General features: G+C 37.8%; 23 protein-coding genes. 1 reads left to right on the plus strand and 22 read right to left on the minus strand.

Going from position 1 to position 26597, the window contains the following annotated elements; translation table 11 throughout:
- Positions 1-68 precede the first annotated feature (68 nt).
- The 13 genes from JOD28_RS06660 to JOD28_RS06720 form a co-directional block, all read right to left on the minus strand.
- On the minus strand, positions 69-2225 hold the full coding sequence (locus JOD28_RS06660) for an LTA synthase family protein (RefSeq protein WP_204770054.1): 2157 nt from the start codon (positions 2223-2225) through the stop codon (positions 69-71).
- 111 nt (positions 2226-2336) lie between these two features.
- Positions 2337-2603, minus strand: coding sequence for a YkuJ family protein (locus tag JOD28_RS06665; protein ID WP_204770055.1), 267 nt, complete (start codon positions 2601-2603; stop codon positions 2337-2339).
- On the minus strand, positions 2593-3633 hold the full coding sequence (locus JOD28_RS06670) for a lysylphosphatidylglycerol synthase transmembrane domain-containing protein (protein WP_204770056.1): 1041 nt from the start codon (positions 3631-3633) through the stop codon (positions 2593-2595). The genes JOD28_RS06665 and JOD28_RS06670 overlap by 11 nt, the downstream gene beginning before the upstream one ends.
- 22 nt (positions 3634-3655) lie before the next feature.
- Positions 3656-4660, minus strand: a complete 1005-nt coding sequence (locus JOD28_RS06675) for an LTA glycolipid anchor biosynthesis glycosyltransferase, IagA/BgsA family (RefSeq protein WP_204770057.1) — start codon at positions 4658-4660, stop codon at positions 3656-3658.
- Positions 4661-5890, minus strand: a complete 1230-nt coding sequence (locus JOD28_RS06680; protein ID WP_204770058.1) for a glycosyltransferase family 4 protein — start codon at positions 5888-5890, stop codon at positions 4661-4663. It abuts the gene before it with no gap.
- Positions 5891-6073: 183 nt separating this feature from the next.
- The gene (locus JOD28_RS06685; protein ID WP_204770059.1) at positions 6074-7855 is read right to left on the minus strand and encodes an ABC transporter ATP-binding protein; all 1782 of its coding nucleotides are present in this window, start codon (positions 7853-7855) and stop codon (positions 6074-6076) included.
- A gap of 2 nt (positions 7856-7857) precedes the next feature.
- Complete coding sequence (locus JOD28_RS06690; protein ID WP_204770060.1) at positions 7858-9576, minus strand: ABC transporter ATP-binding protein; 1719 nt, start codon at positions 9574-9576, stop codon at positions 7858-7860.
- A 160-nt stretch (positions 9577-9736) separates the two neighbouring features.
- Positions 9737-11719 (minus strand): ABC transporter ATP-binding protein/permease, encoded by a 1983-nt coding sequence (locus tag JOD28_RS06695; protein WP_204770061.1) that lies wholly within the window; start codon positions 11717-11719, stop codon positions 9737-9739.
- A gap of 29 nt (positions 11720-11748) precedes the next feature.
- Entirely contained in the window at positions 11749-12246 is a 498-nt protein-coding gene (locus JOD28_RS06700) for an NUDIX domain-containing protein (RefSeq protein ID WP_204770062.1), read from the minus strand.
- A gap of 32 nt (positions 12247-12278) precedes the next feature.
- A complete protein-coding gene (locus JOD28_RS06705) occupies positions 12279-12932 on the minus strand; it encodes a YfbR-like 5'-deoxynucleotidase (RefSeq protein WP_204770129.1) in 654 nt (217 codons plus the stop codon).
- 238 nt (positions 12933-13170) lie between these two features.
- Positions 13171-13542, minus strand: a complete 372-nt coding sequence (yajC, locus tag JOD28_RS06710) for a preprotein translocase subunit YajC (RefSeq protein WP_204770063.1) — start codon at positions 13540-13542, stop codon at positions 13171-13173.
- A gap of 86 nt (positions 13543-13628) precedes the next feature.
- Positions 13629-14846, minus strand: a complete 1218-nt coding sequence (tgt, locus tag JOD28_RS06715; RefSeq protein ID WP_204770064.1) for a tRNA guanosine(34) transglycosylase Tgt — start codon at positions 14844-14846, stop codon at positions 13629-13631.
- A 96-nt stretch (positions 14847-14942) separates the two neighbouring features.
- Complete coding sequence (locus JOD28_RS06720; RefSeq protein ID WP_204770065.1) at positions 14943-15296, minus strand: MerR family transcriptional regulator; 354 nt, start codon at positions 15294-15296, stop codon at positions 14943-14945.
- A gap of 68 nt (positions 15297-15364) precedes the next feature.
- Here JOD28_RS06720 and JOD28_RS06725 point away from each other — a divergent pair, with 68 nt between their 5' ends.
- Positions 15365-15646, plus strand: a complete 282-nt coding sequence (locus tag JOD28_RS06725) for a queuine tRNA-ribosyltransferase (protein ID WP_204770066.1) — start codon at positions 15365-15367, stop codon at positions 15644-15646.
- Positions 15647-15717: 71 nt separating this feature from the next.
- Here JOD28_RS06725 and JOD28_RS06730 read toward each other — a convergent pair whose 3' ends face one another.
- From JOD28_RS06730 to JOD28_RS06770, 9 genes are all read right to left on the minus strand, one after another.
- Positions 15718-16329, minus strand: a complete 612-nt coding sequence (locus JOD28_RS06730; protein ID WP_204770067.1) for a JAB domain-containing protein — start codon at positions 16327-16329, stop codon at positions 15718-15720.
- A gap of 28 nt (positions 16330-16357) precedes the next feature.
- On the minus strand, positions 16358-17758 hold the full coding sequence (locus JOD28_RS06735) for an MFS transporter (RefSeq protein WP_204770068.1): 1401 nt from the start codon (positions 17756-17758) through the stop codon (positions 16358-16360).
- Positions 17755-18936, minus strand: a complete 1182-nt coding sequence (locus tag JOD28_RS06740) for a bifunctional folylpolyglutamate synthase/dihydrofolate synthase (RefSeq protein WP_204770069.1) — start codon at positions 18934-18936, stop codon at positions 17755-17757. The genes JOD28_RS06735 and JOD28_RS06740 overlap by 4 nt, the downstream gene beginning before the upstream one ends.
- Before the next feature lie 166 nt (positions 18937-19102).
- Positions 19103-20710 (minus strand): degradosome RNA helicase CshA, encoded by a 1608-nt coding sequence (gene cshA, locus JOD28_RS06745; protein ID WP_204770070.1) that lies wholly within the window; start codon positions 20708-20710, stop codon positions 19103-19105.
- A 44-nt stretch (positions 20711-20754) separates the two neighbouring features.
- Positions 20755-21918 (minus strand): serine hydrolase domain-containing protein, encoded by a 1164-nt coding sequence (locus JOD28_RS06750; protein WP_204770071.1) that lies wholly within the window; start codon positions 21916-21918, stop codon positions 20755-20757.
- A 22-nt stretch (positions 21919-21940) separates the two neighbouring features.
- A complete protein-coding gene (locus JOD28_RS06755; RefSeq protein ID WP_204770072.1) occupies positions 21941-23272 on the minus strand; it encodes a UDP-N-acetylmuramoyl-tripeptide--D-alanyl-D-alanine ligase in 1332 nt (443 codons plus the stop codon).
- Between the two features lie 106 nt (positions 23273-23378).
- Positions 23379-24755 (minus strand): 23S rRNA (uracil(1939)-C(5))-methyltransferase RlmD, encoded by a 1377-nt coding sequence (gene rlmD, locus JOD28_RS06760; protein WP_204770073.1) that lies wholly within the window; start codon positions 24753-24755, stop codon positions 23379-23381.
- 167 nt (positions 24756-24922) lie between these two features.
- Complete coding sequence (locus JOD28_RS06765) at positions 24923-25189, minus strand: type B 50S ribosomal protein L31 (protein ID WP_204770074.1); 267 nt, start codon at positions 25187-25189, stop codon at positions 24923-24925.
- A 106-nt stretch (positions 25190-25295) separates the two neighbouring features.
- The gene (locus JOD28_RS06770; protein WP_204770075.1) at positions 25296-26582 is read right to left on the minus strand and encodes a UDP-N-acetylglucosamine 1-carboxyvinyltransferase; all 1287 of its coding nucleotides are present in this window, start codon (positions 26580-26582) and stop codon (positions 25296-25298) included.
- Positions 26583-26597 lie beyond the last annotated feature (15 nt).

Raw genomic sequence — 26597 nt, forward strand, 5'->3', positions numbered from 1 at the left:
GTTCTTCCTTAATATACTTTAATATTATTATACAATAAAACGAACAAACGTTCTATTGTTTGCTCGTTTTATTTAGATGACGTATTTGCATCATCATTCGTATGAGTAGAACTATTAAGTTCTGGCGCATCTGTTTTATATAAATCAATCGTTGATTTATTATTATTCTTAGCCAAAACACTGGATGGATTTGTCTTTTGCGCTTCACGTAATTTAGCTAACCCCACACTTTTTTTATAATCGAACTCTTTTTTGTTCACTTTATGAAAGTCAGCACGTGAGGTATCAAAACGTAATAAGTCACCGGTAATTACAGAATCAGAATAAGCTAGCACCTTATCAACATAGGTTTGTGTTTCAGCAGCGGTTTTCTTTAAATCATCATCTGTTTCTAAGGTCACTTGTTCTCCTGTTTTGGTATTGAAATATTGATTATTATACTTCATATAGGTCGGCGTTACCCAATCCCCATCACGGAATGGCACAACCCCTTCGTATTTCGTAGACAACATATCGCGACCAAACATTGTCAGCTGATCATCAGGTACACCTAGAAGGTCTAATAGTGTCGGTAACATGTCAATTTCACCACCATAAGTGTGATCAATGCCGCCTTTCAAACCATTCGCATGAATCATGAAAGGCACTTTTTGAAATTGAGCTAAATCATAATTTGTGACCTTATCCTTGCCTAATAATTTGGCAATAGCTGGCTGATGATTTTCAGAAATACCATAATGATCACCATATAAGACAAATACTGAATTATCATACAGACCAGCTTTTTTTAAGTAATCAGTTAATTCAGCAAAAGACTGATCTAGATAATGAGCTGTTTGTACATAACCGTCAACTGTTTTGTCACCAGTTGTTGTTGCTGGAAAATCAATATTATCCTTATCAAGATCATAAGGATAGTGGTTTGTTACCGTCAATAATTTAGCATAAAACGGTTGTGGCAATTGCTCAATATACTTTGCACTATCTTGTAAGAAAATTTTATCTTTCAACCCATATCCAACATTAAAACTTGGTTTATTGGCATTTGGATAATAAGCTTTTGAAAAGAAATAATTATATCCAAAGGATTTATAGGTATTATCTCTATTCCAGAAACTCGCTACGTCGCCATGAAAGGCAGCCGTTGTATAGCCCCGTTGATTTAAAATGGCTGGTAAGGATTCAAATGTATTATTAGTCCCGTACTTCACCATGGCAGAGCCAGTCGACAAGCCATACAAAGAATTTTCTTGCATCATTTCAGCATCTGATGTTTTTCCTTGACCAACTTGATTATAAAAATTATCAAAACTTAACGTATTTTGATCATGATAAAATTTATTCAAGTTTGGCGTGACCTCCCTACCGTCAACCTTATAGTCAATTAAAAATTGTTGAAATGATTCCAAATGAATCATAAACACATTTTTTCCTTTTTGGGTACCATAATATTGAATATTGTCCGGTAGTTTTTGTTGTGACACAAATTGCTTAATCTTATCAAGGTCAGCTGGTTTAGCACGCTTGCGACTTTCAGTCTGATTATATGTTTGCACAGCATTAAACACTGCATACTCATTAAGACCTAAGTATTTAACAATATAATTATTATCAAATGAACGCGTTAATAGACCTGTGCGATCGGTTGATGCAATGCCATAATCTACTAACATCAATACAACACCCAGCACAGTTGTCAAAATTGCAAATCGTTTTTGAACGCCTTTGCGATCTATTGTGAGTTGTTTGAAGACTACCAATAGCACTAAAATAACAATATCTAAAAAAATCATATAATCTGACCAGTGAATAATAGCCGCAATAGATTTGCCCAAATTGTTACCTGTAGAACTACCCGAGCCTAAAATACCCATGGATAAAAAATCAGAAAATTCGCGATAATACAAAATATTTGCAAATAACCATAATGATTGGATAAAGTTAAAGGCAATAGCAATCCAATAACTTAACGCACCTCGAAAATATAACGCAATGCTCAAAAAGATGATTGCTGTTGGGATAGGGTTTAAAAACAGCAAAAACTGTTGAACAGACCCCTCTGCACCAAGGTTAAAATTCATATGATAATTCACAAAGGTTTTAAACCAAACTAAAACGACGTTTAGAACAAAAAACCACACCAACGGTGCTGACGTATCCATTGTTTGCTTAACTTTTCGCCAGAGTATTTTTAGGTTCGTTACTTTCTTTAGGAGGTTTAGCATATTGTTTTCCTTCATAATGTTATGTTTATAATGGCAAAATATTACAGTTATTTTCGTGCACTAATTTTAAGAACAAAATCAGCTCATTAGACACTACCATTGATTGTACACTTAAAATATTAATCTAAGATCATGTAATACGTCATAGATTTCAATAGCAACTAAATCGATATCGTCAAATTGAAATTGACGAACTTCACGATGTTCATGAACAGTCCAAATACCAGTTAATTGATCGTAATCAACACGGACCGCTTCAATACCAAACGCGTCAAATCGACGTGTTTGGTATTGATTATCGTCTGAATCAATCATAGCACGCAATCGGCTTAAAATTTGCTTCAAACTACTTGTATCTTGCTTTTTTTCAAGTGACATTTTTGCCTCTCTTTGAGCTTCTAGCAGGGACCATATAGGCAATAATACCCGCAAATAAGCCAAAATAATATGTAATTAAACGCCATAACAGAATCACCAGAATCATCGTGGCCGGATTCTTAACAAAGGGTGAAAAAAGCAACTGAAAACTCAACTCTGCACCGCCAACACCACCTGGAATAGGAAACAATGAAATGACCATTACAATCATAATATTCATAGTGATGATTAGCCATGGATTAACACTTTCATAACCAAACGCACGAATGACAAAATATGGAATCATATAGAAAACAACCAGCTGTAAAATTGTAAGGATACTTGCAACTATTAAAGCGTCCCAACTGCTAATCACACGACGAGATTCTCTATGAAAATTATCAATTTTCCGTTTCGTTGTTGTTATTACCCTGCGATGACGCTCTTGTGACATAAATCGACGGACTAACGGTGATAAAAAATCAACTAATCGTAACGTTAATGCTGGCCAAAACATGACCAGTATAATCCCTACAATCACAAACGCATGAATAGCAATTGCAACAGGGATAAATTGTGCAAAAGTTGGATCCACTTGTGCATAAATAAAATGTTCGGCCGAAAAATAAGCAACGATAAAAAATATGACTACTACAACCTGGTATACTAGAAATTTCATTAAGATAACGGACAGCGCGCGCCCGGCTTCAATGCCAGCTCTCGCCATACCGAATAATTGCGCCGGTTGTCCGCCGGTAGCAAAAGGGGTCACGCCCGTTCCTAATAAATTCAGTAAGGGTACACGTAGTAAGGATACAATTGTAGTTTTTTTGCGGTCGGTCTTATTTAACATAGCGTAAGTGACTGCTGATTCTAAGAAAATTGACAAAATCATCATCAAAAAGCCAAAAAATAACCAACGCCAATCTAGGTGTTTAAGCGCTGATGTCAACTGCTCACCCTTACCACGTAATTCATTTGTTAAAAAATATATGACAATTGCAGTCAAAATTGCGACGATTATCGCTGATATTTTGTTAGTTCTTGACATTATTCCCCCTAACAGGCGGCTATCACACCATCACTTCTTCATAAACCTGTTTTAACTGCTGCCCAATTTCTGGTAAGTTTCGTGCCACCGCCAGCTGATACCCCGCATCAACTAAATCTGGTAACTCATCATTGAGTATCTGCACCATTTTATCGTCGAAATCATCGATATTTTTTGCTTGATAGCTATTAATACCATCTTTTAGCCAAGGATTGTACACTGGAATATCTCGCACTAATATACGTTGCTTCGAAGCCAATGCCTCTAAAACAACAATGCCCTCTGTTTCCTCATATGAAGGATACAAAAAAAGATTGGCTCCTTGGTAGGCTCCTTGAATAACATCCCCTGTAATATAGCCTGGAAAGATAAGATTATGAAGATGATTCTCTTTAACAAGACGTCTAATTTTTTGAGGGACTAACCTCAAATCTGTATAACCAAACCAAATAAAAATAAACTCTGGGTGCCGTTTAGCTAATTCAACAAAATCCAAAATTCCCTTTCGCTCAAAAAATAGTCCGACACTAATAACCACTTTTTGATTGTCAGATAAATCAAAATAGTGACGAAATTGCTTAATTTTATCATCATCTGAGTTATATTTATCTAATGGAATTCCATTAGATATTGGTGTTATAGGTTGTTTCAAATGATAGCCACGTAATAATTTTTTTGAATATGGTGTCGGCGTAATTAAAGCATCGGCCTTTTGGTATAGTGATACCAGATACCGTTTAAAAAAGGGTGCTATGATGTTTGAACCAGTAAATGAGTTTCTAAAATCCTCATAAGTAGAATGGCCATGATAAACAACCTTCTTGCCCATTTTACGGGCTTTATTAATCATATGATGGCTATTGATACCATATGTATTAATATGTAGGATATCATAATCTAAACATTTAGGATCAGTTGTCACCTCGACATCTGTGTACGATAAAGCCTCTTGTTGTAATTTCAACGCGCGACCGATCCCTGATTTAGCAATTAAGTTTTGATTTTCAAAATAAAGTAAAACTTTCAATTAATTTCTCCTAAACGGATTACGTAAGATACGTTTCATATAACCTACTTCATCAGCAGTTGGATACTCATCTTCGGATACGTCAGTTTCATGATAATCAGCTAAAATCAATTCGTAGAAATCTAATACACGACTGGCAAATGTGGCTGCATCAACATCCTTCATTTTACCCGCTCGCACCAACGTGTCATCTCGTGTTAACTGGCGTTGTACATAAGTCTCAATGCCGGATAAGAACTCATCATAATCTGAAACGAGCATACCAATTGCGTCATGGTCTACCAAATTATCTAAATACGGTGAATGTATAGCGACAAATGGTCGATCTGCGGCCATAGCTTCTATGAATGTTAGCCCTTGCGTTTCAGTATCAGACGAACTGACAAAAACGTTGCTCATTTGGTAATAGTCTGTAATATCATCATGGTTTACCATGCCGGCAAAAATGACCTGATCTTCTAATGCCAACTCAGCAACTTGTTCCTCTAGTGATTTTCTCGCAGGGCCATCTCCAGCAATGACTAATCTTGCCTCTGGATATGTTTGTAATAATTCAGAAAAAGCAGAAATTGTTAAAGCAACATTTTTCTCAAAGGCTAACCGTCCAAGTGATAAGATGACCGGTTGACACGGTTTGAATCCGTATTTTTCTCGCAAATCCTGATGAGCAACACTTGGATTTGGCAATGACACGCCGGTTGGAATAACACGTATGGGCGCCTTAATGCCATATCTAATCAGCGTTTCTTGTACCAATTGGGATGGTGCAATCACACCGGACATGCCTAGCATATAAGCTTTCATTAGCGTGCCAACACCCTTTGGGCCAATCAATAATCCCTTAGCTACATAATGCGTATAATCTTCATACATCGTGTGATACGTATGGATCGCTGGAATTTTTAGTTGACGGGCAACAAACTTACCAAGTAACCCCAATGAAAATTCTGTTTGCGTATGCACAATATCAAGTTGAATCGATTTCGCAATTTCAACAGCCTGTATCAAACCACGAAAAGCTAACCTTCTGTCTTTAAACCCAACATAAGGTACGCTAGAAAATCGGTAAACATGCGGTTCAAATCTATTTTTAGGCACTTTGGGATCAGTCGAGGTAAAAATATAAACTTGATGTCCTTGTGCCTCTAATGCTTCTTTTAAAGTTTTAATGGATGTCGAAACCCCACTAACTTGCGGGAAATACGTATCCGTAAAGAGACCAATATTCATTGTGTCCTCCAAAGTTTATATGAACATTAAAGAAAAACCGATAATGGCAATACTGCTATTATAACATAAATTAATATTAGGCCGAAGTACTAGAAAGCGATAAAGAGCAATCCTATCGTCACATAACTAAAATCAGCGCATCTCTTAAAAATTTAATTTCAAGAGACACGCTAATTCACTATTTTAATCAAATACCATTTGATTATGATACAACTCAGAATAAAAGCCACCTTCAGCTATTAATGATTCATGAGATCCTTGCTCAATAACTTGACCATCCTTGAGCACAACAATTTTGTTAGCGCCTAATATTGTTTTCAAACGGTGTGCAATCACGAAACTTGTTCTCCCTGCAATCACATTATCCATCGCAGCCTGAATGCGTGCTTCTGTCACGGTATCAACGTTTGAAGTTGCCTCATCCAAAATTAGAAATGCCGGATTAGTTAAAATTGTTCGAGCAATAGAAAGTAATTGCTTTTGTCCAGTCGAAAATACTGAATTTTCATCATCAACGCTTGTTTCATAACCATCTGGTAAAGACATAATAAACGCATGAATATTAGCCTGTTTAGCCGCATCAATCATTTCATCATCTGTCGCCTCTGGTTTGCCAAACTTAATATTATCGCCAACTGTACCACTAAACAAAACTGAATCCTGCAGAACAATCCCCACGTGATCACGTAATGATTTCAAATCTAAATCGCGTACATCAACATTGTCAAATTTAACCGCTCCCTCATTAACATCATAAAATCTGTTCAATAAGTTCATGACTGTTGTTTTCCCTGAACCGGTAGGCCCAACCAAAGCGACCATTTCGCCTTTTTTAACATCAATAGAGACGCCATGCAATATTTCTTTTTCAGTATTGTATCCAAAATGGACATTTTCCAATGTCACGCCCGATTGAACAGCCGTCATTTTTTTACCATTTTCAGGACTCGCTTCTTCATTTTGTTCATGAACTTCTGACAAACGTCGCGCACCTGTAACTGCTAACTGTAGCATGTTATAAATTGACGTAATTTGTGTGATTGGTTGATAATACTGTTGTGAATAATTAACAAAGACAACTATCAAACCTAATCCTACTGCCTTATCCATACCCTCTGAAACGACCAACCATGATCCAAAGAAAATAACAATGGCTAAATTGAGCAAAGATAAGCCCTGCATCAGCGGGAACAACATACCAGAATATACTTGTCCTTTAAATGTTGCTTCCTTAACTTTTTCGTTATGTGGGATAAAGCCTGCGATAGATTCTGCTTGCAGCCCTTGCGTAATGATAATTTTCTCACCATTTATTTGCTCGTTAATATAGCCATTCATAGTACCAGTTGCATCTTGTTGCGCATCAATAAAACGACGTGCTCGTGAAATAATAAACCATGCCACAACAATGGCAATGGGTGTTGAGGCCATTGTTACCCAAGCTAATTTCGTATTTTGATTGAACATCATCCAAACAATACCGACAAATAACGCAAACTGTGACAATAACTGAAAAATTGCCTGGTTCATGGCATTGAAAATATTATCTAAATCCGATGTGAATAAAGATAGTATTTCCCCATCTTGGTGTGTGTCAAAATATTTGATAGTCATGCGTTGTAATTTACCAAATAGACCAATACGCATGCGACCTGAAGCTTGTGCCGAGATACGTGACGAGATGAAACTCGAAATGAACATTGTCACTGCAGTCAGCGCAAAAAATATAATCATAGCTATCAGAGCATTATAAAATGGCGTCTTACTTGCCATCGCATGCGTTGCAGGATTCATGTACTGGCCCAAATATGTCGCTAATTCTGTAATCGCCTTTCCCATATATGTTGGTGCTTTTACTTGAAAATAAGTCGAAACAACTGTGACAATAACGACAAAAGTTAAACTCACCCAATAACGTTTCAAATAGCTAGCGAAATATTTAATGGCACGTTTGATGTCTTTCATGGTTAGTTGCCCCCCTTCGCTTTTTGCGTTTCATAGATTTCAGAATACACTGGGGATGCTTTTAAGAGCTCATCATGCGTCCCCATACCTACTAATTTACCTTGATCAAGTACAAATATGCGATCTGCATGAATAACGGAACTTATTTTTTCAGCAATCACAAAAATAGTTGTGCCAGATAATTCTTTATCCAATGCCTCTTGAACCAATTTTTCAGAACGGGCATCTAAAGCAGAAGTTGAATCATCTAAAATCAAAATTTTAGGCGCGCCTACAACACCACGAGCAATAGATAGGCGTTGCTTCTGGCCACCTGAAAAATTAGCTGATCGCTCCTCAACTTGATGTTCAAAGCCATCATCATATTGATTAACAAACTCGGCCGCTTGTGCAATTTCAGCAGCCTTGTTAAAGTCATCATGATTAGCATCTTTTTTCCCTTGGCGTAAATTATCGGAAATTTTACCGCTAAATAAAATAGCACGTTGTAACACAAAAGAAACGGCTGACCGCAACGATTTCTCGTTAACTGCCTTGAGATTAGTCCCACCAACACTGACCTCGCCAACAGTGGGATCATATAATCGTGGAATAAGCTGCGCCAAAGTTGATTTCCCAGAACCAGTGGCGCCAACAATACCAATCATCTCACCTGCTTTAACTTGAAAAGATATATTTTCAAGAGCTGGTTGATTATCACCTGGATAAGTGAAAGAAACATTCTCAAAAGAAACATCCCCAGTCAAATTGACTTCAGGTGCATCAGAACGATAGGTTAATTCAGACACTGTGTCAAGCACTGCCTTAATACGTCCCAACGAGACAAAACCTCGCGAGGCAAATGTTGACATCATGCCGCCAATCATAATGGCGAAAAATATTTGCATCAGGTACGATATAAATGATGTAATTGCTGCCAAATCATTAGGATGTTGGACAACACCACGCCCTACAAATAGCAAAGCAGCACCAATGGCCATATAAGAAATCAACATAAACATTGGAATCATAATTGAAAATAGATAACCAATCATTGTTGTGACACGCGTTAAATCATTTGAGTTATCCGTGAAACGTTGTGTTTCATTTTCTTCCTGATTAAATGACTTAACGACCCGAACACCTTGTAGATTTTCTTTTGCTAATGTATTTGTTTTATCAATGAGGTTTTGAATTTTGGCAAAATATTTACCCATTTGTTTAAAAACAACCTGAGAAGACAATACGATTAAGATAACCATTAAAATAACTATCCACCACAAGCGTGGTAAAGTAATCAAAGCCAAAATAAACGCACCAACAAATAGTATCGGGATACGCGTTAATGATTGCAGCACCATCATAACAAGTTGTTGTACTTGATTGACATCGTTGGTCATACGGACAACCAAGTTACCAGCTGAAAATTTTTCAATGTCACTAAATGAAAATGATTGAATTTTTTGATATTCATGTGCACGTATATCTGCGGCAATGCTTTGCGACACTTTTGCTGCAAAGATCGTATTGATGACACCTGCGATTAAACCAATCACAGCCAAAATAATCAATTGCACACCATACGTCATAACCTGATCTTGATTGTCAGAGATAATTGCTTGCATGACACTTTGCAACAAACGTGGTTGCCAAAGCGATGCGCCTGCCATAACAATCACTGCGATAATCGAAAACATAATATCGCGGAGATATGGCTTCGCATGTTCCTTTAAAATTTGCATGACTAACTCCTCTTTAAACGACTGAATTTAAAATCTATACTATAGTATGCTAAACAACACACAATAGCAAGTATTATTATATCAAATCAATGTCATATAACTTATTTTTTAACAAAAAAAACGCAAAATGCGTTTTTAATTCTAACCCAATTGCATCATTTTAATCTGCTGCTAAAGCATCAATTGTGTTGAGCTTTGCCGCACGTCGAGATGGGACAAAACTAGCAATGAGAGCAATAACTAATGAAATAATTACTGCAAAGATAACATTACCAATAGAAATTTGAACAATACTGAAATGGATGAGACCGTTTAGCGCTATATTCATCACATTTTGTGCTATATAAGCCATGACAATACCCAAGATTGCTGAAATAATACCCATTAGCAAGGCCTCATTTGTAAATAATCCACGAATGTCTTTAGCTCTGGCACCAAGTGCGCGAAGAACACCAATTTCACGTGTTCGCTCTGAAACAGACATATATGTTGTGACAATAATCATAATAGCTGAAACAACTAACGATATACCGGCAATTGCTGCTAGCACATAAGTAGCCAAACTTGTGATCGTATTTACCGTACTTAAAATGTCATCCATTGAGATACCAGCAAAAGTTTGCATCCCGTTACTTTGTAGATGATTAATACGTTTCATCGTCTCTTTTACTGCTTTTGTATCGTTAATTTCAACAGAAACATAGTTCGCGTCAGAAACAGCCTTATTTTTCTTTAGATCTTTTTGAATCGTTGACCAATTTTGAATAAATAAGGCACCTGACTGCCCACCATCAGTTATTCCAGAAATTTTTGCTGACGTCGAAATCAATACTGGCTTATTTTCCGAATCAAAAGCCATATAAGTAAACGCGATTGTTTTACCAATCAGAGCTTTATAATTACTTTGAATCTTTTTAGCGTATTCTCGATCAATAAGCACTTCACCATCTTTGGCTTGGTGACCATTCTTAATTGTTTTTTCGGAAAATTGCGGTGTCCATGACTGTAATTGTACGGGTTGTGATTTAACATTACCGTAGGTAAAGACGGCATTATTGAAAACACCCCCAGCATGTACTTTGTCAACGCCTTTAACACTTTCCAGTCGTTGCAACATAGCACTATCCATAACTGTTGACGCATAGTCTGTTGCCATAGCTTGCCTTGATGCTTGCATACGCTCTGTGGCACTAGCTTTTTTATCCTTTGTTGTGTTTCGAACAACTGACTGATAATTTGGGTTCACTAAGGAATCAACTTGATCTGCAATATAGCCCTTGATGCCGTTACCTAAACCAAGAAACAAAATCACTGAAAATACGCCAATTGCGGATCCTAAAACAATTAAGAAGTTTTGGAGCTTTTTATATTTCAAATGATCAAAAGCCATATCCCAAATTGACGCAGTTTTTAATGGTCTTGATTTTAATCGTTCTGTGCCAGCCGGCACCATAAAGGCATCTTTTAAAAATCTTTCTTCATCGATTTTACCATCAGCCATGTGCAAAATACGCGTACCATATTCTGCAACAGCCTGGGAATGCGTGACCACAATGACAAGCTTACCTTCTTGGGCAATTTGTTTAAGTAATTCAAGCACTTCTGTCGTATTCACCGAATCCAATGCACCCGTTGGTTCATCAGCAATCATAATATCCGGATCAGAGGCTAACGCACGTGCAATCGCGACACGTTGTTTTTGACCACCTGACAATTGCGATGGGTACTTATTGATATGTTCAGCTAACCCAACTTTATTTAATAACGCTTTTGCTCGCTCTTTGCGTTCGGAAGCCGACAACGTTGTCATATTCAAACTTGTTTCAACGTTTTCTAAGTTTGTTTGATAATTAATCAAATTAAAACTTTGAAAAATATAGCCAATTGTTTCTCGGCGATAAATATCCAGCTTTTTCTCTTGTTTATGATCAAGTTTGTCATTGTTAATATTTACTTGACCTTCAAAATTACGATCTAACCCACCAATAATATTCATTAATGTGGATTTACCACCGCCAGATTCACCTAGAATAGAAACAAATTCTCCTTTATCAAATGATAAATCAATACCATTTAAAACTGGAAATTCCTCTTTACCTAAATAGTATGATTTTTTGATATTTTTAAGCTCTAAAAATGCCATATTGTCTCTCTTTCAATTATTGTTTTGCTTTACTGACCATGTTCACGCAGCCAAGGTTTGTCACTTAATGCATTTTCTGTCAAAACGCGATGTAGTGTTTCTTGTGCCTGTGGCACAAACATCTGTGGCTCAGGATTGACAGGTACAAATTGCAAATCCAATGTTTCCGTGCCATCTTTTTTCATGGTACCACCGACTTGCCTAACTTCAAAACCGAGGCCTATTGTTTCTTGCGCATCGCCCCATGAGTTTTTATCAGTCATATTCGTCGATAAACCGAGCATGCGAACGACCTCAATATCTAAGCCCGTCTCTTCTTTAAATTCCCGCACAACAGCTTGCATTGGCGAATCACCATATTCTAAATAACCACCCGGAAATCCCCAACCTGTTTCAGAATCCCATCGTTTTTCTAATAAAATAGCGTCATGCCTATCGTTCCATAATATACCATATGCGGACACAAAAATCATACCCTCATGGCCAACTTTATCACGCATTCTTGCAATATAATTTTTTTCTGACATATATTCTCACTTACTTAATAAATTTATGTGCGCTAGTTATTTTCAGCTGCGGCAAAATCTGGTAATAAACTCTTGGCTAGATCGTATAACAAATCTTTATTAATAAAATCTTCGGCAAATATGTCTGGTAGAATGTCTGTCGCAATATACTTAACACTTGCCATATGTTTAAACTCAGATAACGCCTCCAAACTACTTTGAAAAATATTAACAAACACCGGTTCTGGATTGAATTTTTCCAACTCTCCATATGCTTCATACATCAGATCAACTTTATCGGCTATCGATAATATTTGTCCCTCAATACTACCATCTTTACCTTCACCTAGACGACGTGTATAAGCCGACTGAAATTGACGAGGAATTTCTGTTTTAATGAAATTCTCGGTCATTGAATCCTCAACATCAGCAAGCATAGAGCGTAATGTTGACGTTGCATACTTGACAGGGGTTTTAATATCACCAATAAATCGTTCAGTATAATCATGGTTTAACGCTTTTTCATAGACAGACTGCCAATTAATTTTTGCGCCGTTTTGTGACTCAACATCGGCTAAGAATTGCGCAATCTGTGTCACTTTCCAAGAATGTGCGGCAACATTATGTGGCTGATATTTAAAGAAACCGGGTGCGCGGTTAATGAGTTCTAGTTGATTCATCCCCATAAAAAATTCGTGCATTGGCATAATAATATTTTGCATTTGATAGTTAACAATTACCTTAGATGATTGTCATCCTAAACAAACGCTTTCCTCCTTCTACTAAAAAATCGTTATTCTTATCATACACGACTTTTATCATAGGTGCACGCACAACCATATACTCATTAATTTTATAATAAATCACACCTTGTTAATTTGACATTATTTGTAAGTCATATTAGTTGTTTCTACTAAAAAAGAGCTACTACAGCTCTTAAGCAATTTATTTTTCTGAAGGCTTATCGGAATCAACAGTGATTTTTTCAACTGTCTCTTCTTTGTCTTCATTATCAGCAGGCTTCAAATCTTCAACAGCTGGTTTAGAATCTGTTGGGTTAATTTTTGGCTTAATTGTTCGAATAGCTGCTGCATCATATGTTAGGATAACACCTTCCGCATTGAGGTCAACTGTTTTATTAACATGATCTACGCTTTCCACAACAGCATGCAAACCACCAATTGTCACCACCTCTGAGCCTTGTTCTAAACTATTTTGACGTTCTTCTTGTGCGGCACGTTGTTTTTTCTGTTGACGGCTCATAAACCACAACATACCAACAATAACAACGATTGGGAGAATTAAATTGATATTCATAATAACGATTTCCTACTTTCTTAACTATGTTTGCCTATTTTTGACAAACATTCTACTTTAATTATATCAAACTATTGTTTATTAATTTAAAATAAACGCGCATTTGGTTTATTATAACCATACTCTTCCATGACTGTCTCGCGAAATTCCAGTAATTCATCATTTTCAATAGCTGTTCGCATATCTTCCATAAATTGCAATAGAAAACGCAAGTTATGTTGTGAAGCTAATTGTGCGCCCAATATTTCATTAGCATTAAACAAATGATGCAAATAAGAACGTGTTAAGTTTTCAAAGGGATTGTATGCTGGGTTATCAAATTGTGCTTGATTACCAAACTGTGTTGTCCTAATTTGATTTGGTGAATAATAACTCAAATCTGGATCTAATGGTGTGAAATCGTTTTTGTACTTTGAATTTTTAATAACAACACGGCCACGTCGTGTCATTAATGTACCTTTACGCGCGATACGCGTTGGCAAAACAGAGTCAAACATATCCACACCACGAATCACGCCATCTATTAATGAATCTGGCGCAGCGACACCCATCAAATATCTCGGCTTGTCTTCGGGTAACAATGGCATTGTAAAATCTAGAACGCGATTCATTTCAAGCTTCGACTCGCCAACAGACAAACCACCAACAGCATAACCTGGCAAATCCATGCTGACTAAACCATTTGCTGATTCTGTACGTAGCGCTTTAAATCCAGCACCTTGGACAATACCAAATAGGCCTTGTGAATCTGGATTTTTATGTGCAACTTGTGCTCGCTCGGCCCATCGTAAAGAGCGTTGCATTGAATTTTTGATATAATCATATGTTTCAAAATATGGGATGGCTTCGTCAAGTTGCATCATGACATCAGAGCCTAAGTTATTTTGGATACGCATGGCGACTTCAGGTGATAAAAACATTTTATCCCCATTAACGTGATTCTGGAAAGTCACGCCTTCTTCTTGCAGCTTGCGCGCATCAGACAATGAGAACACTTGGAAACCACCCGAATCTGTTAAAATCGCCTGATCCCATCCCATATACTTATGTAACCCACCAGCTTGAGCAATCAGTTCATCTCCTGGACGTACCCATAGATGATAAGTATTACTTAAAATAAATTGCGAACCAATATCTTTTAGCTCTCGTGTACCCACACCTTTTACTGCACCTTGTGTGCCAACAGGCATGAACATTGGTGTTTCAAAGGTCCCATGCGGCGTATGAATACGACCACGACGTGCACCTGTATGTTTTTCAGTATGGAGGTGTTCATACCATACTGCTGGTTTTTTATTTGTCATTTTTCCCTCGTTTATTGTGCAATTTCAGTCCATTCCATTTTACCAGTTTTCTCATAACAAAAAAAGTATGACGAACATATCCCGATAATAATTTAATTAAATCGTTGTCTCCAATTGCGCTTTCACTGCAATTAAACTTTGCTTTCTGTCATCTAAGACAGCCAATTCAGTGGCAACGGCATCTAATGCTTCATCTATAATGGCAATATTTTGTTGCCGCTGTTCAGAGGTCCCGCAATGCTCATCATGCATTTTTTTGATTATTTTAATAATTGTTATTGATAATCCCATCTTTTTAAGCGCAATAATCTCTTGATAATCGTCGACTGTTTGATCTGTGAAATTGTACTTTCCTGCTTTTTTAGACGGCGTTAATAATCCTTGCTCTATATAAAATCGAACAGTGTCTTTTGTTGCCTCTGTTTTGGTCAAAAATGTCTTCAAGAACATAATTTCTCCTTGCGCGGGGGTCAACCCCCTATGTTTCAATAAATATAACACAAAAAGGCGGTAATTCAATGACTGTTTCAATTTTAATTTTTCTCTATGCAACATTAACAAGTGTAGCTCTATTTTCGGCTCATAAGCAACTACCTGCTTGGCTCACGTTTTTCAATATATTTGCCATCACAATACTATACCTGTCAATTTTGCATCTTGGATGGCTCGTCATCGGCTTAATCATGTTAATTTTGACTGCAATAAGCAATGCCCTTGTGTTAAATGGCAGAGTATCAGCTCGCCATTTAATCATCCGTATTCTTTTTTCAATATTGGTTTTCTTGCTCACTTTAGCATAATATTCCTCATTGGCGCTTATAACTTTAGTACAAAAAAACTTTATTGGCTATAACCAATAAAGTCATTAAAATCATACAACACCTTTTAATTGATTATTTTCCGACATACTCCAATAACTATCGCTTGTGACAATGAAGGAATCAAACATTGGTGACGACATTTGTTCACCCAAAACTTTCAAGCGTTGGCTAAATTGGATATCCGCATCTGACGGTTTGAGATTGCCACTTGGATGATTGTGTATAATCATAAATCCTAGCGCATTTGCTTGCAAAACACGTTGAAAAATTTCACGAGGCGATGCTTGAACGTGTGTCAGAGTTCCCACAAATACGGTTTCCCAACCAATAACATTGAGTTGTGCATCAAGTAGCGCAATGCATAACTGTTCTTGAGACAGATGCCCTAACTTACGTTGTGCATAATCGCCAATTTCTTCAGAAAATTTAGCGCTTAATAATTTTGGGCGTGTTGCAACAGCAATACTTTTCCCAATAGCAACACCAATTAACAACGCTTTATTATGTGTCGGATTCTGTGCTATAAAGTCTTCTCCAACATCATGGGTTATTTCATTTAAATCATAATCGTTTGGAAAATAACGTCGTAAATCATGTACAGCTTTTTCCCCATTTTTACCAAAAACGGCATAATATTTTTTAATTTGGTCATTTAAAGTCATGTTTCACCTCTGTAAAGATGATACGTGATTACGACTGCTTTTTCACAGTCAGTAAAACACGAATTGATAAACATGCGGCTAATACAATCAAAACAACGTCTGTTCTAAATAACCAAGTCGTGCCGAGATGAGTTGATGAAACTAATTTACCCACTGCACTGGCATGGTTTTGAAAAGTTGCAATAATGCCAGCTGCCAGTGCGATACCCACCGCGGCTGAATAATTATTTGTGGCTGCAAAAATTGAATTTCCGGCGCTTTGATAATGAGCCGGTACATGACTAACGGCATGTGTCATGTTATTACCAAACCAAAAACCAGCGCCTAACTGTATAACCATAAAACTAATGGTCATGCCATACAAACTAATCGGTAATGTCGCCATCAAAACTGTTCCAGTAATCATTAGCATCAAACCAATAGTAAGTGGCAATTTTGCGCCATAACGGTCGTACATTCGACCTGAAATAATTGCCATTAGCGCATAACCTACTGCACCAGGTAATAACGCTAACCCAGCAACTTGAGAATTTTTAAGTAATACAATTTGCAGTGCCATAGGTACCGCGTAATTAAAGGTCAAGTTCACAACCTGGATGATAAAAGAAGCGACAATACTTAACGAAAACACGTTAAACTTAAAAATATCTGGGTTCAAGAGTGGATTCTTAGCCTTTCGAGCATAGAAAAGATAACCAGCAATGCCACCAAACATGAGTATTAATAGCGCAACGCTCACCGTATTTACAAGGCCATGTGTACTGATGCGTTCAATTACAAAAATACCCGCTACGAAAAAAACGCTCAAAAGCAGCCAACCGATGATATCTAACTTTTCCTTAGTCAAAATTGACACCTGACGGATCGTAAACCAACCAAGAACCAATGAACCAATTTGTACGGGTAAAACCACCCAAAAAACTGTATGCCAACCAAAATTTTGAGTTAAGTAGCCACCAAACGCTGGGCCGAGGGCTGGCGCAAACGAAATGATTAATGATCCCAATCCTACCATTGACCCTCGTTTACTTTCGGGCACCTGTTCAAAGATGACATTATACATCAAGGGTAACCCGACACCGCCACCAATACCTTGTAATAAACGACCAAACAATGTCAAACCAAAATCACCACTTAACGCGTCGATTAAAACACCAATAATAGAAATGACTGTCGCTACCATAAATTGACTTCTATTGGTAAATCGTTTTTTCAGCCATGGTGATAGAATAACGACCATACTTGTGAGTAAGATAACGCCTGACGTCAACCATTGCACTGTGCTAGATGTCACATTAAATTCGACCATAAGTTGTGGAAAACTCACATTTAATGCTGTTTCTAGCATAATATCTGAAAATCCCAACAAGCCAATAGCTAAAACACTTAAAATTAAACGTGGGGATAATTTTTTATCTAATTGTTTCATATCTTTCCTCGTACCTGACTAACAAAATATAATGAGCCAGTAAAAACTACAATATCAGTCTTAGTTTGATGGTAAGCTTCACGCCAACTAGGCGCAGTCGAGACGCCATATTTTTTGGCAACAGAATCAATATCCAAACTGTGACGTCCATTTGGGCCAACAAACGGCACCAATATCATTTGAAATCGGCGATTCTTTATAATTTCATCAAACTCCAATACCACGTTTTTGTCCATCAAGCTACCAATAATTAAGGTGATCGTTTTTTCTTGGTAAGATTTTGTATTAAGAGATTCATATAATTTCTTTAAGCCTTGGGCATTGTGTGCGCCATCAATTAGCACACCAGGCTTAACACGTTCAAAACGGGCTGCCAGTTGACTATCGCCCAGGCCTTTACTGATTTGTTCAGGCGTAATTCTACTATCAAATGCACTAACCGCTGCCACAGCCGTTGCAGTATTTTGAATTTGGTAATGACCCGGTAAGCCTTGCTCAAATACACCAATTTTTCCTCTCAACAAAGGGCTTTTTGAACGACTAGCAACGACTAATTGTGCCTCTTCAGGTAGATCACCAATAACCACTGAGCTATCATCTTGAATAATTCCTGCTTTTTGCCAAGCAATTTCCGCGATTGTATGGCCTAACAAAGCTTGATGATCCAAACCAACACTAGTAATAACTGCCACTTTTGTCCGTTTCATCACATTAGTTGAATCTAATTGACCACCAATCCCCACCTCGATAACCATGGCATCTAATTGTTGTTTTGAAAAGTAGGTCAACATAATAGCCGTTAATACCTCAAACTCAGTGGGTATATCTGGCGTTAACTGTTTATCTAATATTTTCAAGCATTCAGCCACCTCTTTTGTGGTGGTCACTAGATCCGTTTTAGAAATCAATTGATTATTGATTTGTATCCGCTCCCGAAAATCAGTAATGTATGGTGACATATATAGACCAGTTTGATACCCCGCCACACGCAAAATATTACTTACCATGGTAGACACTGATCCTTTACCATTTGTTCCTGTTATGTGAATAGCTGGTGGTAATTTATTTTGAGGATTATCTAAAGCACCGAGTAAATCATACATCCGATCCATTGACTCTTTTTTGCCGCCCTTTGGTCGACTGTGTATAAACTGGATTGCCTCTTCAACTGTTTTCATTAACTTGCTCCATAATTTACTAGTTATAATTATAACGAAAAACCATCCAAATTTTGTTTTGGACGGTTTCATCGTGTGTATTTAACTATGATATGCCTAATTTCACCACTTCAATTGATGACAAATCGACCCTCAATTGAATAGCCACTAAACAACACTAATATAATTAATCTTTTTCACGTACAGTAAATTCACGACGTTGGCGCGGTGCGCCGCCGTTTGAATGACGTTCAGTAGAACGGCCATCACGACGCTTATAGTCACCAAAACGACGTTCGCTACTTGCAGCAGAAGAGCCACCATCACGTCCTGAACGACGTTGTCCACCACCGTTACGTGATGATTCGCCATTGCCGCGACGATCGCGATTACCACGATAACCGCCGCCACCATTGCCGCCACGACGACGATCACCACCGCCATTACGTGAACCACCACCACCGCCACGACGACGTGGTAATGGACGTTCACGCGTAATCTCGACAGGTGTGTTTTGTTTTTCTAAATCGGCAACAGAAGATAATAGTGCAGCTGCTAATTGCTCAGATGAATACTTTGACGTCAACTTATCAACTTCTGATTGAATGTCTTTAACGTCTACAGCGTTAACAATTTGATCAACTTCGCCCGCAGCATTTTTAATTTTACCAACACGTGCTTCTTGCAAAGAAGCTGGTTCTAATGCTGTCATACGCTTTTTAGTTAAGTCTTCAACAGCACGTAAGTAATCCATTTCATTTGGCGCTACAAGTGTGACAGACACACCCTTTGCTCCAGCACGCCCAGTACGTCCGATACGGTGAACGTATGATTCAGGATCTTGTGGAATATCAAAGTTATAAACGTGAGAAACGTCCTTAACATCCAATCCACGTGCTGCCACATCAGTTGCAACTAGTATATTGATTTCATGTGATTTAAATTGCGCCAAGACACGTGAACGCATTTGTTGTGTCAAATCACCATGCAGACCAGCTGCATGATATCCACGTGCTTCTAATCCGCGTGATAATTCTTCAACACGACGCTTTGTACGACCAAAGACGATCGCCAATTTTGGTGCTTGTACATCAAAAATACGTGTCATGGTATCAAATTTTTCATTTTCGCGCATGCGAACAAAGTATTGATCAACTAAATCAGTTGTTAATTCTTTGGCTTCAATTTGAATATGCTCTGGGTTCGTCATGAACTTAACACCGATGCGCTTAATTGCTGGTGGCATCGTTGCTGAAAATAGTAATGTTTGACGATCAGCAGGTGTGTTCTTAATGATTGACTCAATATCTTCCAAGAAGCCCATGTTCAACATCTCATCAGCTTCGTCCAATACTAACGTCTTCACGTTATCAATTTTAACGGTCTTACGGTTGATATGGTCAAGTAAACGACCCGGTGTACCAACAAGAATTTGAGGATGTGACTTCAGATTTTGGATTTGGCGACGAATGTCAGAGCCACCAAAGACAACCTGTACATCAACGTGCTTATCATGACCCAATTTCTTTAATTCATCGGCTGTTTGAATAGCTAATTCACGAGTTGGTGATACAATTAATGCTTGTATATTTTTATTGTTTAAATCAATATGTTCTAATATTGGCAAACCGAAAGCTGCTGTTTTACCAGTTCCTGTTTGCGCTTGTCCAATAACATCTCTACCAGACAAAGTTAACGGAATTGTCTTTTCTTGGATTGGCGTTGCTTCCACATAACCATGTGTTGTAATAGCATCTAAAATATCCTGTGACAAACCTAATTCACTAAACTTCAAAATTTTTCTCCTCTGCGCTCTTTGGCGCGTAAACGATTAACAAGTTACTTCACAATTTTAATCGCTGTCATTTGTTCAAAAAGTGCCTTAGCCAATGGCTGCCAAGCAGCACCTTTTGCATGTTCGTTACTCAATAAAATCACTGCATCCTGACCATTATTTGTCGCTACTATTGTGGATTCAAACCCCATAATAACACCATGGCCGGTGTTGTAGTCACCATAATGATACAAACCACTTGCATACTTCATACCATCGGCGGGGCGCCACATAGCATTTAATTCCTGCACATCCAACAACTTATGATCTGACAATAAGCGATAATAACGATATAGCATACCTGTTGTCATTGCCATGTTGCCAGTACCTGTCTCGGTAGCATAGGCAACAGAATTATCTGTGTTGAACTGACTATAATCAGTGGTTTTGTAACCAATTGTTCGATGTGAATTGGTTACGAACGTTTTATAGTCAGACACATTCAGGTGGTGATGCTTATTGAAAAAATCATTAAACAATTCTGAATATGTTTTATGCGTAATTTGCATCAAAATACCAGCTAACAAACGATAATTAACCGCCTGGTAAGACCAATTATTTGATGCTAACAACGATACATGATCCGCATCAAATTGAACATTAGCAGCTTCCGATGTAAACGTTTTGGCACTTACCTTTTGCGTCAGCCCGCTAGTCATTGTCAACATCTGTTGAATAGTGATATTCTCCGCATTAGGTATATTAGGATAATATCGACTCAAAGGTGTTTCGAGACTTATTTTTCCCGCACGGACCTGCTGCATCACTAGCGTGGCAGTAAAGCCCTTTTGAATGGACGCAATTTGATAGACGGATTGCGCATTATTCAAACGGTTCTGCTCCTTATCCGCATAACCAAAACCTTGTTGCAAAATAACACGGTTATGATGAACAATTAAAGCGGTGCCAATATACCCAGAATCTTTTAGTTGCGTGTTCAGGCTAACTGCTAGCTCATCGTTTTTTAAAAAGATATCCTTATCAAGGTCATTCTTCTCATTATTACGCGAAATTGGTTGCTTACTTTTTTTCACAACTCTTGACCGGTTCATCGTCAAGTGTTTGACGATATACACGCTGCCAGTACCTAACATAACAAGCAAAATCACCCATAAAGCAAGGCATCTCCAAGTATGATACGTGATTTGATGATGTTGTGTACGTTTCATCTTTGCATCCCCAATACAAAAATTATTCTATCAATGCGTTAACAACGTTTTCAAGATGGATTCCGTGACTTGCTTTTAACAAGATCACATCGCCCGCCTCACCTAACGTTTGTAAATCCAAGGTCAATTCGGCTAATTGGTCGGTTGTATATTGATGCACATCCGATGATTTGAATTGTGTCTTTAAAATTGGTGCCATATTCTGATTGAATAAGTCACCGACTAAATAAACACCGTCAACATTGGCATCCAATACTTTTTGCCCTAAACCAGCATGCAATTCATTTGCCTGTTCGCCTAATTCTAACATATCACCCAGCACAACATACTTATGTTGTGCTGGTATTGCTTTTAAAGTCGCCAAAACTGCTGCCACTGCTGTCGGATTTGAATTATAGACATCACTAATCAAAATCACGCCGCGAGCAGTAACGAGCCGTTCTGTGCGATTTTTTGTCAAATCAAATGTTTGTAGCGCCTGTACGGCATTTTTTAAATCAATATGTAATAAGATACCCGCTGAAATCGCTGCGAGCGCATTCATAATATTATACCCACCAATTAAAGGAATTGCAAATCGAGTATTTTGGTAGACAAAATTTGTATGATCAGATGCTGTTTCCACAGCACCAATATCTTGTCCAAACCGCACCACTTTTTGAGTGACAACAGCTTGTGTCAAAAGTGGCTCATCAAAGGGAATAAACAATACGCCTTCAGCCTTCAAACCACTTGTAATTTCTAATTTTGCCTTGGCAATGTTTGCGCGTGTTTTAAAAAATTCAATATGTGCTTCACCTATCATGGTAATAATTGCAACATCTGGTTGAACTAATTGAGATAACATAGTGAGCTGCCCAGGACGATCCATGCCAAGTTCAACAACTAATACCTCTGTTTCCTTTGACATGGTTAACAAAGTCATTGGGACACCAATTTCATTATTGAAGTTATCTGGTGTTTTAAATGTTTTAAATCCCGTTGAGACAATCGCCGATGTCATATCTTTCGTTGTGGTTTTACCATTAGATCCTGTAATGGCAATTACTTTAGGGTTAATTTGTTGTCTATGATAGCTAGCAAGTTGCTGTAAGGCTTTTAGGGTATCCTTGACTATAATTGCAGGTAGCGCCTCACTGATGGCATGGTTATCATCAACTAAAACGGCTGTTGCGCCTCTATCTAGGGCATCTTGTAGATATCGATGACCATCACTATCAGCAACTAGTGCAACAAATAAATCACCAGTCTTGACATCTCGAGAATTAAACGCCACACCTGTTACCTTAATTTGATCATTACCTTGTGTCGTAGCACTTAAAATAGTGCCTATTGTTTTCATTGAATAATTCATTTATACTCCAAAATAACAGCACTACTATGTCAAAAGTTTAACCGCGACTGTGTAACATACGCGCTCAACTAATTATCATTAGTGCATTAATGATAATTACATTGTATCAAGAATTTTTCTTAAATACTGTAATGCTTTCAATATGTGACGTTTGTGGGAACTGATCTACTGGTAGAATCGTGCCATTAAGATGATACCCTTGTTCTAAAATTTCAGCTGCATCGCGCGCTAAAGTAACTGGATTACAACTAATGTAAACCAAACGATCTGGTCCCATATCAACTGTTGCTTGGATGAGTTGACTCGTTAGTCCTCGTCGTGGTGGATCAACAAAAACAACATCTGGTTTAAGCCCAGCGTCTTGCCAACGTTTAAACTGCTCCGGTGCATCTGCTAAAATATACGTCACGTTTTTGATTTTATTAGCCTTAATATTCAGTTGCGCATCTGCGACAGCACCTGGCACAACTTCTACACCCAGCACCTGTTTAACCTGATTAGCAACGGTGATGCCAATTGTTCCAATCCCTGAATACGCATCAATAACAACATCAGTTGTTTTGAGATTAGCCTTCTGAGCAGCTAGCTCATACAATTTCTCTGTCATCTGTGGATTGACTTGATAAAAGGAATTTGGACCAATAACAAAATTATACCCCAATAATGTATCATGAATAGCGGATAGTCCCCAAAGCGTTCTATTATTCGGACTTAACAAAACATATTCTTTTTTAGGACTATAATTAAAAATCAAGCTCGTTAAATCGGGTAACTGTTGACAAATATCAGCGATAATATTTTCTTCAAATTTAATCGTCTCATGATTGGATACGAGTACCACCATTAGCTCATGCGAGTAAAAACCCCGACGAATCATAATATAACGCATAGCACCTTGCCCAGTATCTGGGTCAAAAGCGCTAATATCGTATTTTTCTAATATATCACGCACCGTAGTAATAGCCTTGTCAATGTTAGCATCATTCACAAAATAATCTGTCATGGGTACTAACTCATGGCTTCCACGACGATAAAAACCACTTGTTAAATGACCGCCTTGCCATTTAAGTGGGACAATTGTTTTATTACGGTAATACGACGGTTCATTCATACCAACAGTTGAATCAACGGTGCTCACTATACCACGTTGATCAAACAAACGTTGAATTTGCATTTGTTTTAATTCAAGTTGTGCCTGATATTTTAAGTTCACTAGTGGTGCTGTTCCTGCATCGATTAAATATTGACGCTGGCTATCTTGGCGTTTATTGGACACATTTAAACGTTCGAGCACTTGAGCATAGCCAGAAAACTTATCAACTTGCGTCACTTCTAATACTATTTTTTCACCTGGAATAGCATCTGCTATATATAATGGATATGATGGTGTGATATTCACGATTCCCATGCCATCAATTCGTATATCATTAACTTCTGCCACTATTTTTTCATGTAGTTTAACTGGAATAATTGTCCGTGCCATAATTTCAATACATATGCAATGGTAAATTTTGTCAATTCATCGGTCTCAACGGGGATAATATAGCATCCACAATAACAAATTATTTATCACTTGCGATATTCTCTTTCATTATAATTTAACAATAAAAGCGTTCACCAAAGTGAACGCTTTTATAAAAACGAAGTATATTATTGTTCTTCGTTGTTTTTGAAGCCAAATCCAGCGAATTTCTTGTTGAACTTGTCGACCGCACCATCTGCTTGCGTAAACTTTTGCTTACCCGTGTAAAATGGATGTGAATCTGATGTAATATCCATACGAATAACAGGATATTCTGTACCTTCAAAATCAGTTGTGTCATTTGATGTTACAGTTGAAGCTGACAAAAACTTCTTACCTGTTGAAGCATCAAGGAAGACGACCTTTTGATATTTTGGATGGATTTCTGCTTGCATAATAAATTCTCCTTAGCGCCCTGATACTTCTGTAACAGAGTCAGTATATAACTAGTATATCTTAGCATAACGCATATTAAATTGCAACAACTTCAGAGATACCTAGTCATGGCATTAAGTTAATAAGGTCAATGCCCTCAATTGTAATATCAGCACCTAATGTCGTTAACTTATTTTGAATGCGATCGTAGCCTCTTAAAATATGATCGGCGTCATTAATGATTGTCTTTCCTTCGGCCATTATAGCTGCAATGATTAAGGCCGCACCTGCTCTAATTTCAGCTGCCTCGACATCTGTTCCAACTAATCTAGGTGAATGATTAACGCGAATGTGGCCTGGCTTATCAGAATCAATATCCCCACCCATTCTCCTCAATTCTGCAACATGTTTAACACGTTTTGGATAGATTGTATCGTTAATACTACTCTCACCAGAAGCCATCAACAATAACGGCGTGATTGGTTGTTGTAAATCTGTCGCAAATCCAGGATATGGCATCGTTTTAATATTGACTGGTTTCAGATCATCTGATTTGTATACATGAATCGTATCTTCACCGATGTCTAAATTAACACCCATTTCAATCAATTTTGATGTATATGATTCCAAATGTTCTGGGATCACATTTTTAATTGTCACACCGTCACCAAATGCAGCTGCCATACTCATGTAAGTACCCGCTTCAATACGATCTGGAATAACAGTATGTGTATTACGCGCTTTAAGACTCGGTACACCAGCAATTCGAATCGTATCTGTCCCTGCGCCTCGCACATTGGCACCCATATTATTTAAAAATGTTGCGATATCAATAATTTCTGGTTCACGTGCCGCATTTTCGATCACTGTTTGACCCTTTGCACGCACAGCGGCCAAAATAATATTAATTGTCGCACCCACAGACACAGTATCTAATGCAATTCGTGCACCTATTAACCCATGTTCTGTTGCATCAATATGAATAATATCATTACTTTCAGTAACTGTCGCACCAAGCGCTTCAAATCCCTTGATGTGTTGATCAATAGGACGCCTGCCTAAATTATCACCACCAGGGAATGTGACGGTTGCACGGTTAAAACGACCCAAAAGCGCACCCATAAAATAATATGAGGCACGTAAGGACTTGATTGCACCACTTGGTAAATCACTCTCTGTAATATGTGTTGGATCGATGTCTAGATTACCATTTGCAAAAGTTGACTGCACATTCATTGCGTTCAAAATCAACTGCAAATTTTTAACATCCAAAATCTGTGGCACCGTGTCAAATTTGACCGGTGTGTCGGCCAAAATAGCAGCCGGTATTAATGCTACTGTCGAATTTTTTGCGCCACCGATTGTGACCTCACCATGGAGGCGTTTGCCACCGCGTACAATTATTTTAGCCATGAATTTTCCTTGTAA

The sequence above is a fragment of the Leuconostoc rapi genome (assembly GCF_016908715.1).
Classification (GTDB): Bacteria; Bacillota; Bacilli; order Lactobacillales; family Lactobacillaceae; genus Leuconostoc; species Leuconostoc rapi.

Bases quoted from the DNA above. Each gene is read 5' to 3' on its own strand.
- JOD28_RS06660 (WP_204770054.1), bottom strand. From the start codon at position 2,225: ATGCTAAACCTCCTAAAGAAAGTAACGAACCTAAAAATACTCTGGCGA.
- JOD28_RS06665 (WP_204770055.1), bottom strand. From the start codon at position 2,603: ATGTCACTTGAAAAAAAGCAAGATACAAGTAGTTTGAAGCAAATTTTA.
- JOD28_RS06670 (WP_204770056.1), bottom strand. From the start codon at position 3,633: ATGTCAAGAACTAACAAAATATCAGCGATAATCGTCGCAATTTTGACT.
- JOD28_RS06680 (WP_204770058.1), bottom strand. From the start codon at position 5,890: ATGAATATTGGTCTCTTTACGGATACGTATTTCCCGCAAGTTAGTGGG.
- JOD28_RS06685 (WP_204770059.1), bottom strand. From the start codon at position 7,855: ATGAAAGACATCAAACGTGCCATTAAATATTTCGCTAGCTATTTGAAA.
- JOD28_RS06690 (WP_204770060.1), bottom strand. From the start codon at position 9,576: ATGCAAATTTTAAAGGAACATGCGAAGCCATATCTCCGCGATATTATG.
- JOD28_RS06695 (WP_204770061.1), bottom strand. From the start codon at position 11,719: ATGGCATTTTTAGAGCTTAAAAATATCAAAAAATCATACTATTTAGGT.
- JOD28_RS06700 (WP_204770062.1), bottom strand. From the start codon at position 12,246: ATGTCAGAAAAAAATTATATTGCAAGAATGCGTGATAAAGTTGGCCAT.
- JOD28_RS06705 (WP_204770129.1), bottom strand. From the start codon at position 12,932: ATGCCAATGCACGAATTTTTTATGGGGATGAATCAACTAGAACTCATT.
- yajC (WP_204770063.1), bottom strand. From the start codon at position 13,542: ATGAATATCAATTTAATTCTCCCAATCGTTGTTATTGTTGGTATGTTG.
- tgt (WP_204770064.1), bottom strand. From the start codon at position 14,846: ATGACAAATAAAAAACCAGCAGTATGGTATGAACACCTCCATACTGAA.
- JOD28_RS06720 (WP_204770065.1), bottom strand. From the start codon at position 15,296: ATGTTCTTGAAGACATTTTTGACCAAAACAGAGGCAACAAAAGACACT.
- JOD28_RS06725 (WP_204770066.1), top strand. From the start codon at position 15,365: ATGACTGTTTCAATTTTAATTTTTCTCTATGCAACATTAACAAGTGTA.
- JOD28_RS06730 (WP_204770067.1), bottom strand. From the start codon at position 16,329: ATGACTTTAAATGACCAAATTAAAAAATATTATGCCGTTTTTGGTAAA.
- JOD28_RS06735 (WP_204770068.1), bottom strand. From the start codon at position 17,758: ATGAAACAATTAGATAAAAAATTATCCCCACGTTTAATTTTAAGTGTT.
- JOD28_RS06740 (WP_204770069.1), bottom strand. From the start codon at position 18,936: ATGAAAACAGTTGAAGAGGCAATCCAGTTTATACACAGTCGACCAAAG.
- JOD28_RS06750 (WP_204770071.1), bottom strand. From the start codon at position 21,918: ATGAAACGTACACAACATCATCAAATCACGTATCATACTTGGAGATGC.
- JOD28_RS06755 (WP_204770072.1), bottom strand. From the start codon at position 23,272: ATGAATTATTCAATGAAAACAATAGGCACTATTTTAAGTGCTACGACA.
- rlmD (WP_204770073.1), bottom strand. From the start codon at position 24,755: ATGGCACGGACAATTATTCCAGTTAAACTACATGAAAAAATAGTGGCA.
- JOD28_RS06765 (WP_204770074.1), bottom strand. From the start codon at position 25,189: ATGCAAGCAGAAATCCATCCAAAATATCAAAAGGTCGTCTTCCTTGAT.
- JOD28_RS06770 (WP_204770075.1), bottom strand. From the start codon at position 26,582: ATGGCTAAAATAATTGTACGCGGTGGCAAACGCCTCCATGGTGAGGTC.